This window comes from Polaribacter ponticola (genome assembly GCF_026191475.2).
In the GTDB taxonomy this organism is placed as follows: domain Bacteria; phylum Bacteroidota; class Bacteroidia; order Flavobacteriales; family Flavobacteriaceae; genus Polaribacter; species Polaribacter ponticola.
The window spans coordinates 1,918,837-1,933,870 of record NZ_JAOSLC020000003.1; the positions used below are offsets into that span (position 1 = coordinate 1,918,837).

The 15,034-nt window shown below is 28.8% G+C and carries 16 protein-coding genes and 1 pseudogene; 10 read left to right on the forward strand and 7 right to left on the reverse strand.

What is annotated here, in order from left to right; translation table 11 throughout:
- Positions 1 to 21: 21 nt before the first annotated feature.
- Together N5A56_RS13820 and radA are read left to right on the forward strand one after the other, a co-directional pair.
- Entirely contained in the window at positions 22 to 624 is a 603-nt protein-coding gene (locus N5A56_RS13820; RefSeq protein WP_265725974.1) for an HPP family protein, read from the forward strand.
- A 201-nt stretch (positions 625 to 825) separates the two neighbouring features.
- Positions 826 to 2,187, forward strand: coding sequence for a DNA repair protein RadA (radA, locus tag N5A56_RS13825; RefSeq protein ID WP_274270488.1), 1,362 nt, complete (start codon positions 826 to 828; stop codon positions 2,185 to 2,187).
- 204 nt (positions 2,188 to 2,391) lie between these two features.
- Here the strand turns inward: radA and N5A56_RS13830 are convergent, their stop codons facing one another.
- Together N5A56_RS13830 and N5A56_RS13835 are read right to left on the reverse strand one after the other, a co-directional pair.
- Positions 2,392 to 3,138: a uroporphyrinogen-III synthase gene (locus N5A56_RS13830; protein WP_265725975.1), complete on the reverse strand. Its 747-nt coding sequence runs from the start codon at positions 3,136 to 3,138 to the stop codon at positions 2,392 to 2,394.
- Positions 3,139 to 3,155: 17 nt separating this feature from the next.
- Complete coding sequence (locus N5A56_RS13835; RefSeq protein ID WP_265725976.1) at positions 3,156 to 3,656, reverse strand: DUF4271 domain-containing protein; 501 nt, start codon at positions 3,654 to 3,656, stop codon at positions 3,156 to 3,158.
- A 223-nt stretch (positions 3,657 to 3,879) separates the two neighbouring features.
- Between N5A56_RS13835 and N5A56_RS13840 the strand changes: the two are divergent.
- From N5A56_RS13840 to N5A56_RS13855, 4 genes and pseudogenes are all read left to right on the forward strand, one after another.
- Positions 3,880 to 4,601, forward strand: a pseudogene (locus N5A56_RS13840) (polyprenol monophosphomannose synthase).
- Positions 4,602 to 4,605: 4 nt separating this feature from the next.
- Positions 4,606 to 5,070, forward strand: a complete 465-nt coding sequence (locus tag N5A56_RS13845; RefSeq protein ID WP_265725978.1) for a GNAT family N-acetyltransferase — start codon at positions 4,606 to 4,608, stop codon at positions 5,068 to 5,070.
- A 58-nt stretch (positions 5,071 to 5,128) separates the two neighbouring features.
- Positions 5,129 to 6,469 (forward strand): dihydroorotase, encoded by a 1,341-nt coding sequence (locus N5A56_RS13850; protein ID WP_265725979.1) that lies wholly within the window; start codon positions 5,129 to 5,131, stop codon positions 6,467 to 6,469.
- Between the two features lies 1 nt (position 6,470).
- Entirely contained in the window at positions 6,471 to 6,911 is a 441-nt protein-coding gene (locus tag N5A56_RS13855; RefSeq protein ID WP_265725980.1) for a DUF4296 domain-containing protein, read from the forward strand.
- On the opposite strand, the gene N5A56_RS13860 is transcribed toward N5A56_RS13855, so the two are convergent.
- Positions 6,901 to 7,902 (reverse strand): NAD-dependent epimerase/dehydratase family protein, encoded by a 1,002-nt coding sequence (locus N5A56_RS13860; RefSeq protein ID WP_265725981.1) that lies wholly within the window; start codon positions 7,900 to 7,902, stop codon positions 6,901 to 6,903. The genes N5A56_RS13855 and N5A56_RS13860 overlap by 11 nt on opposite strands.
- Positions 7,903 to 7,964: 62 nt before the next feature.
- Between N5A56_RS13860 and tyrS the strand changes: the two genes are divergently transcribed.
- A complete protein-coding gene (gene tyrS / locus N5A56_RS13865) occupies positions 7,965 to 9,257 on the forward strand; it encodes a tyrosine--tRNA ligase (RefSeq protein WP_265725982.1) in 1,293 nt (430 codons plus the stop codon).
- Between the two features lie 81 nt (positions 9,258 to 9,338).
- On the opposite strand, the gene N5A56_RS13870 is transcribed toward tyrS, so the two are convergent.
- The 4 genes from N5A56_RS13870 to N5A56_RS13885 all read right to left on the reverse strand — a co-directional run bounded on the left by N5A56_RS13870 (position 9,339) and on the right by N5A56_RS13885 (position 12,392).
- The gene (locus N5A56_RS13870; RefSeq protein WP_265725983.1) at positions 9,339 to 9,788 is read right to left on the reverse strand and encodes a YHS domain-containing (seleno)protein; all 450 of its coding nucleotides are present in this window, start codon (positions 9,786 to 9,788) and stop codon (positions 9,339 to 9,341) included.
- 80 nt (positions 9,789 to 9,868) lie between these two features.
- Positions 9,869 to 10,582, reverse strand: a complete 714-nt coding sequence (locus tag N5A56_RS13875; protein ID WP_265725984.1) for a 3-ketoacyl-ACP reductase — start codon at positions 10,580 to 10,582, stop codon at positions 9,869 to 9,871.
- A gap of 23 nt (positions 10,583 to 10,605) precedes the next feature.
- A complete protein-coding gene (locus N5A56_RS13880) occupies positions 10,606 to 11,262 on the reverse strand; it encodes a DsbA family oxidoreductase (RefSeq protein ID WP_265725985.1) in 657 nt (218 codons plus the stop codon).
- 155 nt (positions 11,263 to 11,417) lie between these two features.
- Entirely contained in the window at positions 11,418 to 12,392 is a 975-nt protein-coding gene (locus N5A56_RS13885; protein ID WP_265725986.1) for a LuxE/PaaK family acyltransferase, read from the reverse strand.
- Positions 12,393 to 12,516: 124 nt separating this feature from the next.
- On the opposite strand from N5A56_RS13885, the gene N5A56_RS13890 reads away from it, so the two are divergent.
- From N5A56_RS13890 to amaB, 3 genes are all read left to right on the forward strand, one after another.
- Positions 12,517 to 12,717 carry a hypothetical protein gene (locus N5A56_RS13890; protein ID WP_265725987.1) on the forward strand — a complete coding sequence of 67 codons (201 nt, stop codon included), beginning with the start codon at positions 12,517 to 12,519 and terminating at the stop codon, positions 12,715 to 12,717.
- A 238-nt stretch (positions 12,718 to 12,955) separates the two neighbouring features.
- Positions 12,956 to 13,237: a hypothetical protein gene (locus tag N5A56_RS13895; RefSeq protein WP_274270489.1), complete on the forward strand. Its 282-nt coding sequence runs from the start codon at positions 12,956 to 12,958 to the stop codon at positions 13,235 to 13,237.
- A 216-nt stretch (positions 13,238 to 13,453) separates the two neighbouring features.
- A complete protein-coding gene (gene amaB, locus N5A56_RS13900) occupies positions 13,454 to 14,992 on the forward strand; it encodes an L-piperidine-6-carboxylate dehydrogenase (RefSeq protein ID WP_265725989.1) in 1,539 nt (512 codons plus the stop codon).
- The last annotated feature ends 42 nt before the right edge of the window (positions 14,993 to 15,034 follow it).

Sequence of the window (15,034 nt, forward strand, 5' to 3'; positions counted from 1 at the left end):
CTTATAATCTTTAAAACTAAGATGAAAGGTTATAATGAAAAAAAGAAAAATTTAAGCAAGAGTTTAAAAAGACAAGCAAGAATTTCTAGATATATTATTTACAAAGAAACTCAAATTGATTTTAAGGAACAATTCTGGTCTTTTATTGGTGCTTTTTTCGGAATCGGGATCATATCTTTTATCCAATCTTTTTACTTTACAAAATTCGAAAATATCTTTTTAATTGGTTCTTTTGGGGCATCTAGTGTATTAATTTTTGGCGCAATACAAAGTCCATTAGCGCAACCAAGAAATTTTATTGGTGGGCAATTAATTTCTGCTTTTATTGGTGTTAGTATTTTAAAATTTATGCCAGATATTATTTGGATTAATGCACCACTTGCAGTAGCTATATCAATTATTGCTATGCAAATTACAAAAACACTACATCCTACAGGAGGAGCAACTGCCTTAATTGCTATTATTGGAACAGAAAAAATTAAAGCTTTAGGTTACTTTTATATTATTTCACCTGTTTTATCAGGTAGTTTAATTTTAATACTTATTGCATTGATTTTCAACAACATAACAACTCACAGAAAATACCCAACCAATAATAAATTAACAAGAATATTTAAATTTTAGTTTATTTTGGATATTTCTTTAGCTTGAATACATTCAGGCTAAAGTTGCACTTTACATTATATCTTTTTTCGTTCCTCAAAAAGGATGTCATTACAATCGCTAACAAAATTACTTGCTAGTTTTGGTAAAATTACTAATACTATTTCAAGTTCTAATATCAACTTTACTTTGTAACTTTACTCTTTTAAACAATGTATTCAAATGGCTAAAACCAAAACAACTTTTTTCTGTCAGAATTGTGGAACTCAACATGCAAAATGGGTTGGGCAATGTGGCGCTTGTAAAGAATGGAATACCATTGTAGAAGAAGTTATTCAAAAAGAAGAAAAAAGAGTTTGGAAACAATCTACAACTGCAAAACAAACCATAAATAAACCACTAAAAATTGCAGATATTCAACTAAATCCAGAAGAAAGAGTTGTTACTAATAACAACGAATTAGACACCGTTTTAGGTGGTGGCTTAGTAAAAGGTTCTGTAACTCTTTTAGGTGGAGAACCCGGTATTGGTAAATCTACTTTATTATTGCAAGTTGCTTTAAATATCAGTCAGAAAGTGCTGTATGTTTCTGGTGAAGAAAGTCAATCTCAAATAAAAATGAGAGCAGAAAGGTTAGAAGCTAATAACTCTAATTGTTTAATTCTTACGGAAACAAGCACACAACAAATCTTTAAAAACATTGAAGAAACGAAACCAGAAGTTTTAGTTATAGATTCTATACAAACTTTACACACAAGCTCAATAGAAGCTTCTCCTGGAAGCATTTCGCAAATACGAGAAACCTCTGCAGAATTGATAAAATTTGCCAAAGAAACTGCAACTCCTGTTTTATTAATAGGTCATATTAACAAAGAAGGAAACATTGCTGGACCAAAAATTTTAGAACATATGGTAGATGTTGTTTTGCAGTTTGAAGGAGACAGAAATCATACCTATAGAATTTTAAGAAGTCAAAAAAACAGATTTGGTTCTACATCAGAATTAGGAATTTATGAAATGTTGTCTAATGGGTTAAGAGAAATTTCAAATCCGTCAGAAATTTTAATTTCTAAAAAAGATTCCGACTTAAGTGGAACCGCAATTGCATCTACTTTAGAAGGTATAAGACCTTTAATGATAGAAATACAAGCCTTAGTTTCAACTGCAGTTTACGGAACTCCACAACGCTCTACAACTGGTTATAACTTAAAAAGATTAAATATGATTTTAGCTGTTCTAGAAAAGAGAGCTGGCTTTAAATTAGGTGCAAAAGACGTTTTTTTAAATATTACAGGCGGTATAAATGTAGATGATCCTGCAATTGATTTAGCGGTTGTTGCTGCCATTTTATCTTCTAACCAAGATATAGCTATCAATCCTAATGTTTGTTTTGCTGCAGAAGTTGGTTTAGCAGGAGAAATAAGACCTGTTTCTAAAATAGATCAACGTATTTTAGAAGCAGAAAAATTGGGTTATAAAACTATTGTAACCTCAAAATACAATAAAATCTCCTCTAAAAATCATGGAATAAGGTTGGTTTTAGTTGGTAAAATTGAAGAAGCTTTTGCTACTTTGTTTGCTTAGAATTTCTTGACCTAAAAAAGTATTACTACCTAAAACTAATTCTTTTTATATGTTGGAGCAAAACTGTTTGTAAATAAAAACAAGAGTTTTTTTAACTAGCTAAAAAACTTATTTAAAATATTTTTTAAGACCAACACACTTTTAAACCAAAAAAACCAAACATAAATGCTTGGTTTTTATCAATTTTATAAAAAAATAAGATTATTATTTCTTATTTACTACTTTAATATATTTTTCTAACGCCATAGTCATAGACGGAGTTTCTGGTGCTGGCGCCATAATATCGCACTTAAAACCAGCTTCTGTAACAGCTTTTACAGTAGAGTTACCAAATGCAGCAATACGAGTATCATTTTGTTTAAAATCTGGGAAATTATGTAACAATGACTCAATTCCTGAAGGACTAAAGAAAACTAAAACATCATAAAACACATCTTCTAAATCAGACAAATCGCTTACAACAGTTCTATAAAGATCTAACCTTGTCCATTTTACACCTAGTTTATCTAACTCATCTGGAATTAATGGCTTTAATTTATCTGAAGATGGTAATAAAAAATTCTCAGTTTTATGTTTCTTAATTAGCTTAACTAAGTCTGGAAAAGTTCTATTACCAACATAAATTTTACGTTTTCTATACACCACATATTTTTGCAAATAGTAAGCAACCGCTTCAGATTGGCAGAAGTACTTCATACTATCTGGCACTTTAAAACGCATCTCTTCTGCAACTCTAAAGAAATGATCTACTGCATTTCTACTTGTTAAGATAATAGCAGAAAAACTTGATAAATCTATCTTTTGAGCTCTTATTTCTTTTACAGAAATACCTTCTACATGAATAAAAGATCTAAAATCTATTTTAACTTTTTGCTTATCCGACAAATCAAAGTAAGGAGACGTTTCTGTCTTTGGTGCAGGTTGTGATACTAAAATCGTTTTCACTTTCATACGCTTTCTTTTTGTAATTAAAACATCAATTTAAACAGTATAAATAGCGGGGCTATTTCAAAGGCGCAAAAGTACAATATAAAATAAAACAACTTGCTAAAAATCAGCTTTTTGTTTATTACAACTACTAATACGAACCTAAGTACTAGTAAAAAAGCAGAAAAACTCAATAATAAAGTTTGTTTAAAATTTCCATATTCACACAAAATCATTGCTATATATAGTAAAAATGAAATTACATACAGGTAATTATACTTAGATTTTATAAAAAAATCAATTTCCTTTTTAATCAAAAAAAGTATAGAAAATAGGTGCTCTAAAGTTCTTTTAATCAAAAAAAATGTAGATAAAACTAAAAAAATAGAGAAAAACAAGGAAAAACGCTCTACACTAAGAGATAATTTATAAATATTAAATTTAAAAACGATAAGTGATAGAATTAATAAAGTAAATAGAAAAAGAACTATTTGGAAAACATCTAAAAATCCGGTTTTTTCATCAGAATCAGATTCAATCAAATTGACATTAAACAGGCTAAAAAAATTCTTTTTAGTCTTTTAGAATCTATAGCTTTTAACAATACAACACCAACAAACATTATCATTGTTAGGATAGTAATCCAATTATTAGAATAGGCTATTTTTTCTAGTGCTTGCAAGTTATTTTCAATTATTAAGATTAACACAAAATTAGTAATTAAATAATGTATATTTGTTTTCTTACATACTTAATTATCTATTAATGTCAGATACATTAGTTATCATCCCAACATATAACGAAAAAGAAAACATTGAAGCTATAATTAGAGCCACATTCAATCAGAAAAAAGTATTCCATATTTTAATTGTAGATGATAATTCTCCCGATGGAACTTCTAATATTGTAAACGCCTTAATTAACGAATTCCCTAACCAACTTTTTTAGAAAAAAGATTAGGTAAAAACGGACTAGGAACTGCCTACATTCATGGTTTTAAATGGGCTATAGAAAAAAAGTACGACTATATTATAGAAATGGATGCAGATTTCTCTCACAATCCTAATGATTTAATTCGTTTATACAATGCTTGCCATATAGAAAAGGCAGATTTTTCTGTAGGATCTAGGTATGTAAACAAAAAAGTTAATGTAGTTAATTGGGATATGAAACGTTTGTTACTCTCATATTTTGCTTCAAAATATGTTCGTTTAGTTACCAGAATTCCAATGTTTGATACTACTGCTGGTTTTGTTTGTTGGAAGAGAAACGTATTAGAAACTATAAATATTGATAAAATTAAATTTGTTGGTTATGCATTTCAGATAGAAATGAAATTTAAAGCATGGAAACATAAATTTAAAGTAAAAGAAGTTTCCGTTATTTTTACTGATAGAACATTAGGGACTTCTAAAATGAGTGGAAACATTGTTTATGAAGCACTTTTTGGAGTAATAAAAATGCGTTTAAAAGGATTACCAAAATAAGACTATGAACGAATCTATTTTAATTAGAAAAGCTAATTTAGATGATATAAAAACCCTATTAGATTTTGAACAAGGTGTTATAATCGCAGAAAAACCTTTAGACCCTTTTCTAAGTAAAGATAAAATATTTTATTACAATATACCAGAATTAATTGTTTCTGAAAATGCTAATTTATTAGTTGCTGTTTCAAATAACGAGCTTGTAGCCTCTGGTTATTTAAGAATAGAAAACTCAAAGCAATATCATAAAAACCCACAACATGGTTACATTGGTTTTATGTTTGTAAAACCTTCTTTTAGAGGTAAAAGAATTAGTACTTTAATTTTAAATTCTTTAAAAGATTGGGCAAAAGAAAAAAATCTAAAAGAACTAAGGTTAGATGTTTATAGTAATAATGATGGAGCAGTAAAGGCTTATGAACGTTTTGGATTTACCAAAAGTTTAGTAAACATGAGAATGGATATTTAAAAAATTAACAATTTTTAGTTAAAATAAAAAACCTAGGCGAGTTTTAAAAAATTATAAAATGACAAAATCAACTTTAATAAAAAACGCAAAAATCGTAAATGAAAACACTACTTTTTTAGGTGATGTTCTTATTGAAAACGAAATTATAAAAGAAATTGCTACAAAAATAAAAGCAACAGAAAATGTTGAAATTATAGATGCAGAAGGCAAAACTTTAATTCCTGGTTTTATAGATGATCAAGTACATTTTAGAGAACCTGGTTTAACACACAAAGCAAATATTGCTACAGAAAGTAGAGCTGCAGTTGCTGGCGGAATTACTACTTTTATAGAAATGCCAAACACAGTACCACAAGCTACAACACAAGATTTATTGGAAGATAAATTTAATATTGCTGCAAACGATTCTTACGCAAACTATTCTTTTATGTTTGGTGGTACAAACGATAATTTAGAAGAATTATTAAAAACAGATCCTAAAAAAGTTGCGGGTATAAAATTATTTTTAGGTTCTTCTACAGGTAATATGTTGGTGGATAATGAAGCTGTTTTAGAAAAGATTTTTTCATCAACAAAAATGATTATTTCTGTACATTGTGAAGATGAAGCAACTATCAGAAAAAATACAGCTGAATTTAAAGAAAAATATGGCGATGATATTCCGATAAAATACCATCCAATTATTAGAAGTGAAGAAGCTTGTTATTTATCGTCTTCTAAAGCAATTGAATTGGCTAAGAAAACGGGTGCAAGATTGCACATCTTTCATTTATCTACAGCAAAAGAAACAGAATTATTTAGAAATGACATTCCGTTAGAAGAAAAACAAATTACTGCAGAAGTTTGTATTCATCATTTATGGTTTTCTGATAAAGACTATGCAGAAAAAGGAACTCATATAAAATGGAATCCTGCAGTAAAAACAGAAGCAGATAGACAAGGTTTATGGGAAGCTTTGTTAGATGATAGAATTGATGTTTTAGCAACAGATCATGCTCCTCACACTTTAGAAGAAAAAACAAATGTGTATACAAAAGCGCCAAGTGGTGGGCCTTTAGTACAACATGCTGTTACTGCTATTTTAGAAAAAGTAAAAGAAGGTGTAATTTCTATTGAAAAAGCAGTAGAAAAAATGAGCCATAATCCTGCTAAATTATTTCAGATAGAAAAACGTGGTTTTATAAAAGAAGGTTATTATGCAGATTTGGTTTTAATTGATACTAACAAATCTCAAACAGTTTCTAAAGACAATATTTTATACAAATGTGGATGGTCTCCTTTTGAAGGCTCTACTTTTTCATCGACAATTACACATACGTTCGTAAATGGAAATTTAATTTATAATAATGGTGTTTTTAATGATAATATTAAAGGAAAACGTTTGACTTTTAATCGTTAATATGAAAAAAATAAGCTTTTTACTTTTTTTAACTTTCTTAATTTCTTGTACTAGTAATACTATTTTAAAAGAGCCAGAAGATCTAATTCCTAAAGATACTATGAGTCTTTTAATTCAAGAAATGATGATTGCAACTTCTTCTAAATATGTAAAAAACAAAAACTTACAAAAGAAAATTAATTATATGCCTTTTGTTTTTGATAGATTTAGAATTGATAGCACAAGGTTTCAAGTTTCTAACTTGTATTATATGTCTAAAATAGATGTTTATCAAGAGGTTTTTGAAGATGCTAAAGGTAATTTAGAAAAACAAAAAGAATTCTATGATCGTGAAAAAAATAAATTAGACTCAATAAATAGAGATTCCGTTAAAAAAAATAAATTATTAAATGAAAGGTTAATAAAAGCTAAAAAAGACTCTTTAGAAAAAGCTAAAATTTAGAGTAATTAATAGCTGTTCTTTTTATAGATTTATCTATACCTTCAAATTCAAAATTAAGAGTTTTCTTAATTTTTTCTGAAGAATATTTAGAAATTGAATGTGCAGATTTTGCAGAATATTTACTTAACAAAGGTTCTTTTCTCGTAATAAAAGAAAGTAAACTAGCAATACGCCAAAAGATAGCAGTTTGCCAAGGTTTTATTTTTATTGAAGGTCTATTTTTTCCAAAAGCATCTGCTATTAAAAAGAAAATTTCTTTGAAACTTTTATTTTCTGATATTAAAATAAAACGTTCATTTTTCACATTAGAATTCATCAATAAAATCATTGGTTTTACAACATCTTGCACAGATACAAAACCTGTAATCCCTTCTGTAAAAAATTTAAAACCATTGTAAACTTGGGTAAATAGTTTTCCTGATCCTGAATTCCAAAAACCACTTCCAAAAATAACACCTGGGTTTACTATAACTACATCAACTCCTTCTTGGCTTGCTCTCCAAACTTCCATTTCTGCCCCAAATTTTGTAATCGAATATCCACTGTTATCAAGTTCTTTATTCCATTCATCTTCTTCTGTAATAATGTTGTTCTTTAAAGAATCGCCAACAGCAGCAATAGAACTCACAAAACACAATTTATCAACTTTAGCATCTACACAAAGATTTACAATAATTGCGGTTCCATGAATATTAACTTTTCGCATTTCTCTATAATCTTTAGGATCAAAAGAAATAAACGCTGCACAATGGTATACTTTCTTCACTTTAATAAAAGCAGGAATCATGGTAGTAACATCTGTAATATCTGCCTTAAACCATTCTATTTTATTAAATAAAGATGTGTTTGAAGTATAAAAAGAAAAGACTTTTTTTACACTTTCTAAAGATGATTCTGATCTATAAACAGCTCTAATTACATCATTTTCTAAACTTAAATGATACAATAAATGCGAACCGACTAAACCTGTGCCTCCAGTAACTAAAATCATAGTACGAATTTAGTATATTTTGGTTGATAAAGGTATATTTGCCAACTGATAAATTGATTACAATGACAAACTTTGTTGAAGAATTACGCTGGCGTGGATTATTACACGATATTATGCCAGATACAGAAGAATATTTACTAAAAAACAAAACAGCTGGTTATATTGGCTTTGATCCTACTGCAGATTCACTACATATTGGTAGTTTGGTTCAAATTTTTATTTTAAAACACTTTCAAAATGCTGGTCATAATCCTATTGCATTAATTGGTGGAGCAACGGGTATGGTTGGTGATCCTTCAGGAAAATCTGCAGAAAGAAATTTACTTGATGAAGCAACATTAGCTAAAAATATAGCTGGAGTTAGAGAAAATTTAGAACGTTTTTTAGATTTTGATGCTACCGCAGAAAATAAAGCTGAATTGGTTAACAATTACGATTGGATGAAAGATATTTCTTTAATCGATTTTGTTAGAGATACAGGTAAACACATTACTGTAAATTACATGATGGCAAAAGATTCTGTTAAGAAACGTTTGAGTTCTGAGTCTTCAGTTGGAATGAGTTTTACAGAATTTACATATCAATTGTTTCAAGGGTATGATTTCTATCATTTATACAAAGAAAAAAATTGTAGACTACAAATGGGTGGTTCTGATCAATGGGGAAATATAACTACAGGTACAGAATTAATTCGTAGAAAAGCACAAGGAAAAGCATACGCAATTACGGTGCCATTAGTTACTAAAGCCGATGGAACAAAATTTGGTAAAACAGAAGGTGGTAATGTTTGGTTAAATGCAGATAGAACATCGCCTTATAAATTTTATCAATATTGGTTAAATTCTTCTGATGAAGATGCAGAAAATTTTATTAAAAAGTTTACGTTTTTAGATAAAGAAACCATTGAAAATTTAATTGCAGAACATTCAGAAAATCCTCATTTACGTTTATTACAAAAGAAATTAGGAGAAGAAGTTACTACTTTAACACATGGTAAAGAAGCGTATGAAAATGCGTTAAAAGCTTCTAGTATTTTATTCGGAAAATCTACAGCTTCAGATTTAAAATCTTTAGATGAGCAAACATTTTTAGATGTTTTTGATGGTGTACCACAAGCTACCGTTTCTATTAAAGATATTGAAGAAGGTTTGGATATGATTGGTGCTTTAGCTGCAAAAACAAGCTTTTTAAAATCTAACGGAGATGCTAGAAGAGCATTAAAAGAAAATGCAATTTCGGTAAATAAAGAAAAGGTTAAAGAAGATTTTACAATTTCTAAAGAAGATTTAATTGCTAATAAATATGTGCTTTTACAACGTGGTAAAAAAACTTATTACTTATTAAAAGTTGAGTAACAAAAATTTACTTGTTATATAATACTAAAAAAGAGCTGAAAATTTCAGCTCTTTTTCTTTTTACATTAAAATCCCCCAATCTTAATGTAAAGTAGTACTTCTTAATTTACTCCAATTAATATCTGCTTGTTTCTTTAATTTATCAGCTCCTCCTTTTTGCCATAACTCTAACGTGTTTGTACCCCAAGAATTGTAAAACAAGTATAATTTTTCGTCTCTAATTTCAAAAGTTTTTGGGTCTATAGATACTTTCTTCCCTTTTACCCCAATTGCATAAGCACAAAATCCGCCATATTCAGGCACATATTTTTTAGGTGATTTTTTAAAAGTTTCTAAATTATCTTTAGTAGAAAATTTAAACTTTACACCATCATAAGTAGCTACAAATTTCTTGCTTCCTTCTACTGCTTTATTATTAAAATAAGCAACAACATCATATCCTTCTGCAACAAAACCTTTTTTTGTATTGTAATCTTGAGCGTTAAAAGTTATAGAAATTGTAAAAAAGAGTATTACCAATAAATTTTTCATCGAACTTGTTTTTTATTTGGTCGAAGAATATTTTAATTACATACAAATTACAAGTCTAAAAATAACATTTTAACTAATTTTTAAGGATTCGTAGACCATAAAGAACCACCAGCCATCATTGCTCTTCTAGGTAATTGCAAACCAGCAATAATAAATTTTGCAAAATCTTCTGGTTGTAAAACCGTATCTGTATTACCATCTGTAATTCCTAAATCTAAAGCCATATCTGTGGCAATTGTACTTGGTGTTAAAGTGTTTACTCTAATATTATTTTTACGAACCTCTTTCATTAAAGATTGTGATAAACCAATTACTGCAAATTTTGAAGCAGAATAAGCAGACGTAGTTGCATTACCATTTAAACCTGCTGTTGAAGAAATATTAATAATATCACCTTCATTTTTATCAATTAAATAAGGAAGCACTTCTTTGGTAACATAATACATTCCTAAAACATTGGTTTTAATAATGTTTTCCCAAAGTGAAGGTTCCATATCATTTAAAGAACCAAAAGCAGCAATACCAGCATTATTTACTAAAATATCTACGGTTCCTAAATTTGAAATTATATTTTTAATTCCGGTTTTAACCTCATCGTAATTTCCAACATCAAAAACTTCATAAAAGGCATTTACGCCTAAAGCTTTTAGTTCTAAAACTGTTTCGTTTAATTTAGCTTCGTTTCTACCTGTAATAGCAACATCTATTCCTAGTTTTGCAAACCCAATTGCAGTTGCTTTACCTAAACCTCTACTTCCGCCAGTAATAATGGCTTTTTTATTCTTTAACTCCATTTTATTAATGCCTATATTTTTAATTAAACTACTTGTTGTTCTTTTATGAGCTCTGTTAATACTTGTTTAAAAGTAGTAACAGGTTGTGCTCCTGTAACAGCACTTTTTCTATTAAAAACAATTGTAGGCACAGAATTTACCCCCATATTTTTCCATTGATTCTCAATTGTTCTTACTTTACTTTTAGCCGCTTCATTGTCTAATTTTTCTAAAGCTTCATCTGCATTTAAACCAACATTTAAAAGAGCTTCTCTTAAAATATCTCTATCTGAAACATCTTTACGATCACTAAAAAATGCTTTGGTAAGCGTCATTTTTAATTCAGTTTGCTTTCCGAAGTCTTTGGCGTATTCTAATAAAATGTGTGCTTCAAAAGTGTTTACAATTCTCATTTCATCAAAATAATCGAATTTAAAACCTAATTCTGCGCCAGCTTCTGTCATCATTTCTTTTGATTGGTTTTGTTGCTCTGTGGTAGAACCATATTTTTCTGTAATATGTTCATTTACATTTTGCCCTTCTTTTGGCATATTCGGATTTAACTCAAAAGGTTGCCATTCTATTTCTACTTGATCCTGAATACCAAGTTCTGTAATCGCTTTTTCTAAACGTTTGTAACCAATGGTACACCAAGGACACACAACATCTGAAACGATATCTATTTTTAATTTTTCTTTCATCTTTTAAATAAATTGTTTTTTAAAACTGATAAACCTTCCGTATAATAAACAGAAGGTTCAAAGCTACTTATATATAAATTAAATAGCACATTATGTTTTTGTAAGAAAAGTATTAAAACGAATAGTCTAAGATAATTTGAAATACTTGAATTTCTTTATAAAACCATTAAATTACAGCCTCTAATATCCGAATTATCAAAACGGCCAATAATTTCAAAAGTGCAATTTTTATGTACTTTTCCTAAATCTTGGGTTGCAATAAAAGAACAAGAATTATAATTAGCCAAATCAATTACATTAATTCCACCGTTTTTTCCTATCGGATTTATAGTTAATGCATCTTCTGTATCTCTAGTTAGAATTTTCATCCAAGGTGGTGTTTCAAAAACACCGTTTCCTTTCGAATAACCTTGACTTAATAATTCTGTCATTCCGTATTCTGAATGGATTTCTTTAACTCCAAATCTGTTTTGTAAAACAGCATGTAATTCTTCTCTTACTAATTCTTTTCTTCTTCCTTTCATTCCACCAGTTTCCATAATAATGGTGTTTTTTAGGCTGAATTGTTTCATTTCTATCAAATCTAACAAAGCAAAAGAAACACCAATTAAGAGTGTTTTTTGTCCGTTTTTATCTAATTCTATGAGTTTTTTTGCTAATTCTTCTAAGTTATCCAGATAGAATCCGCTTTCTAGATTGTTAGATTTTCTTATTAAATCATCTACCATAAAAACTAATGAAGATCCTTTTCGTTCTAAATAATTGGGTAATAAAGCTAAAACAACATATTCTTCTATATTTCCATAAAAATGAGCAAAGCCTTTTAAATAACTTTCTTTATAAACCTCAATGTCTGTTACAAAATGCTTACTAGTAATACTACCAGTTGTTCCTGAACTTGTAAAAATTTCTTGTATTTCATCTAAAGAAGAAACTACTTTTTTACTTTTAAAAAACTGAATAGGTAAAAACGGAATTTCTTCAACTTTAGAAACATCTGAAGGATGTATGTATAACAAATCGCAAAAAGACCTGTATACTTTATTGTTTTTAAATTGATATTTAAAAGTTTCTATGGCAATTTTTGAAAATTGCTCTTCAGATTGTATGTTAAAAATATTTTCTTGCATATTATTTTACAAAAATAGTTAATATATGAGAGTTTTTATCATCTTACTGATTCCATTACTACTCGTTTTAAATTCTTGCGAAACTTCAGACTAATTAACCTGCCAAGAAAAGGATCTAAGTAATTTGGTTGCCTTATTTACAGAAATTGAAGAATTAACCTTAAGTGTATCTTGTTTAGATGCTAATAGCTGGAAACTTACTGCTTATGGTGTAAAAGCTTGTGGTGATTCTCAAGGTTACATAGCATATTCTTCTGAAATTAATACTTCGCTATTTTTGGAAAAAATTGACGAATACACACTAGCTGAAAAAAATATAATATAAAATGGGGAATAATATCAACTTGTGATATGCAAAACCCTCCTATTTCTATAGAATGTAATAACAACTCACCTGTTTTAAAATATTAATATAATTAAATAATTTCTATTACTTTATAAAAATATTTTTTATGATTTTATGAAATTCTATTTTATGAAATTTATAATTAAATTAACATTAAAATAAAGAAAATGTAACTAATTTTGATTTCTTGTGTCATAATTTAAAGAAAACATAAAAAATGAACTTTCAATTATCTACTTATAGAACATTAAGCGGAATAACAGAAGTGTTAGAAATTCCAAGAAAAAAAGAAACACAATGGATTATTTATCAAGATAATAAGCCTAAATTTTTTGTAGACTTTTTTGACTTAGAAAGTGAGTCTAATACGATGATGAATAGTTTAGTATTGTGTGCTAAAAAAATATCTCGTTTGGGTCTTAAGAAAAAAATAAAATCGGAAATTAAAGTACTTTTCTTAGATCCTTTGCCAGAAGAATGGTTAGCATACTCAATGTAGTTTTAATATAAAACTACAAAATACTTATTCTTTCTCTTACATTTAGATAATCAATATCAGTTTACATTTATATCCTTTTAAATAAAAAGGGTATTTTTTTGTTGATTTTTTTGTTTAAATTTAAACAAAAAGTAATGTTTCTGTTTAATTTACTAATGTGTAAAATTATTCGTATTTTCGAACCTCAATTTAAACTACTAAAATTAGACAGCAAAAATGACAGATTTTGGAATAAAAGAAGCTTTGGCAGAATTAGGCTTAAAAGATATAAATAACGGAACTTCTACAGGTTCTAATAATTTTTCTAACGGAGAAATTATTGAATCGTTTTCTCCCGTTGATGGAAAATTAATAGGTAAAGTTGTTACATCTACTAGAGAAGATTATGAAAAAGTGATGGAAGCTGCTACAAAAGCATTTTTATCCTTTAGAAATATGCCTGCTCCTCAAAGAGGAGAAATTGTTCGTCAGTTTGGTAATAAATTAAGAGAAAAAGAAGCTCTTGGTAAACTTGTTTCTTATGAAATGGGAAAAAGTTACCAAGAAGGTTTAGGTGAAGTGCAAGAAATGATAGATATCTGCGATTTTGCAGTAGGATTATCTCGTCAATTAAACGGACAAACAATTCCGTCTGAAAGACCAGGTCATGTAATGCGTGAACAATGGCATCCAATAGGAGTTGTTGGTATTATTTCTGCATTTAACTTTCCTGTTGCAGTTTGGGCTTGGAATACAGCTTTAGCGTGGATTTGTGGTGATGTTTGTGTTTGGAAAGCTTCAGAAAAAGCACCTTTATGTTCAGTTGCTTGTCAAAATATTATTGCAGAAATTTTAAAAGACAATAATTTACCAGAAGGTATTTCTTGTATTATAAATGGAGATTATAAAGTTGGTGAAATGATGACTACGGATACTCGTATTCCTTTAGTTTCTGCAACTGGATCTACAAGAATGGGAAGAATTGTTGGTGCAACAGTTGCACAACGTTTTGGAAAATCTTTATTAGAATTAGGAGGAAATAACGCAATTATTATTACACCAACTGCAGATTTAAAAGTTGTTGTTCCTGGTGCTGTTTTTGGTGCTGTTGGAACTTGTGGGCAACGTTGTACATCTACTAGAAGATTAATTATACACGAATCTGTTTATGATAAAGTAAGAGATGCAATTGTTGGCGCTTACGGACAAATTAAAATTGGTAATCCGTTAGATGAAACAAAACACGTAGGTCCGTTAATTGATCATGATGCTGTAAATACATACTTAGCTGCTATTGAAAAAGCAAAAGCAGAAGGAGGAAATGTATTGGTTGAAGGTGGCGTTTTAGAAGGTGAAGGATATGAATCTGGTTGTTACGTAAAGCCTGCAATTATTGAAGCTGAAAATCACTTTGAAATAGTACAACACGAAACTTTTGCACCTATTTTATATTTAATGAAATATTCTGGAGAAGTAGAAAATGCTATTGAAAAACAAAATGGTGTTGCACAAGGATTATCTTCTGCAATTATGACAAATGAAATGAAAGAAGCAGAGAAATTTTTATCTTATGCTGGTTCAGATTGTGGAATTGCAAACGTAAATATTGGTACTTCTGGTGCAGAAATTGGTGGTGCTTTTGGTGGTGAAAAAGAAACTGGTGGCGGTAGAGAATCTGGTTCTGATGCTTGGAAAGTATACATGAGAAGACAAACAAATACGGTTAATTATTCTGATGAATTGCCTTTAGCACAAGGTATAAAATTCGACCTCTAAGAGGTTTAAGTATTTATAAATATTGTAAAAGCCAACTCATTT

Excerpts from the sequence above, each read along its gene's own strand:
- N5A56_RS13855 (WP_265725980.1), top strand. The coding sequence starts at position 6,471 with ATGAAAAAAATAAGCTTTTTACTTTTTTTAACTTTCTTAATTTCTTGT.
- N5A56_RS13895 (WP_274270489.1), top strand. The coding sequence starts at position 12,956 with ATGAACTTTCAATTATCTACTTATAGAACATTAAGCGGAATAACAGAA.
- N5A56_RS13880 (WP_265725985.1), bottom strand. The coding sequence starts at position 11,262 with ATGAAAGAAAAATTAAAAATAGATATCGTTTCAGATGTTGTGTGTCCT.
- N5A56_RS13870 (WP_265725983.1), bottom strand. The coding sequence starts at position 9,788 with ATGAAAAATTTATTGGTAATACTCTTTTTTACAATTTCTATAACTTTT.
- N5A56_RS13885 (WP_265725986.1), bottom strand. The coding sequence starts at position 12,392 with ATGCAAGAAAATATTTTTAACATACAATCTGAAGAGCAATTTTCAAAA.
- N5A56_RS13845 (WP_265725978.1), top strand. The coding sequence starts at position 4,606 with ATGAACGAATCTATTTTAATTAGAAAAGCTAATTTAGATGATATAAAA.
- N5A56_RS13875 (WP_265725984.1), bottom strand. The coding sequence starts at position 10,582 with ATGGAGTTAAAGAATAAAAAAGCCATTATTACTGGCGGAAGTAGAGGT.
- radA (WP_274270488.1), top strand. The coding sequence starts at position 826 with ATGGCTAAAACCAAAACAACTTTTTTCTGTCAGAATTGTGGAACTCAA.
- N5A56_RS13850 (WP_265725979.1), top strand. The coding sequence starts at position 5,129 with ATGACAAAATCAACTTTAATAAAAAACGCAAAAATCGTAAATGAAAAC.
- N5A56_RS13830 (WP_265725975.1), bottom strand. The coding sequence starts at position 3,138 with ATGAAAGTGAAAACGATTTTAGTATCACAACCTGCACCAAAGACAGAA.
- amaB (WP_265725989.1), top strand. The coding sequence starts at position 13,454 with ATGACAGATTTTGGAATAAAAGAAGCTTTGGCAGAATTAGGCTTAAAA.
- N5A56_RS13860 (WP_265725981.1), bottom strand. The coding sequence starts at position 7,902 with ATGATTTTAGTTACTGGAGGCACAGGTTTAGTCGGTTCGCATTTATTG.
- tyrS (WP_265725982.1), top strand. The coding sequence starts at position 7,965 with ATGACAAACTTTGTTGAAGAATTACGCTGGCGTGGATTATTACACGAT.
- N5A56_RS13820 (WP_265725974.1), top strand. The coding sequence starts at position 22 with ATGAAAGGTTATAATGAAAAAAAGAAAAATTTAAGCAAGAGTTTAAAA.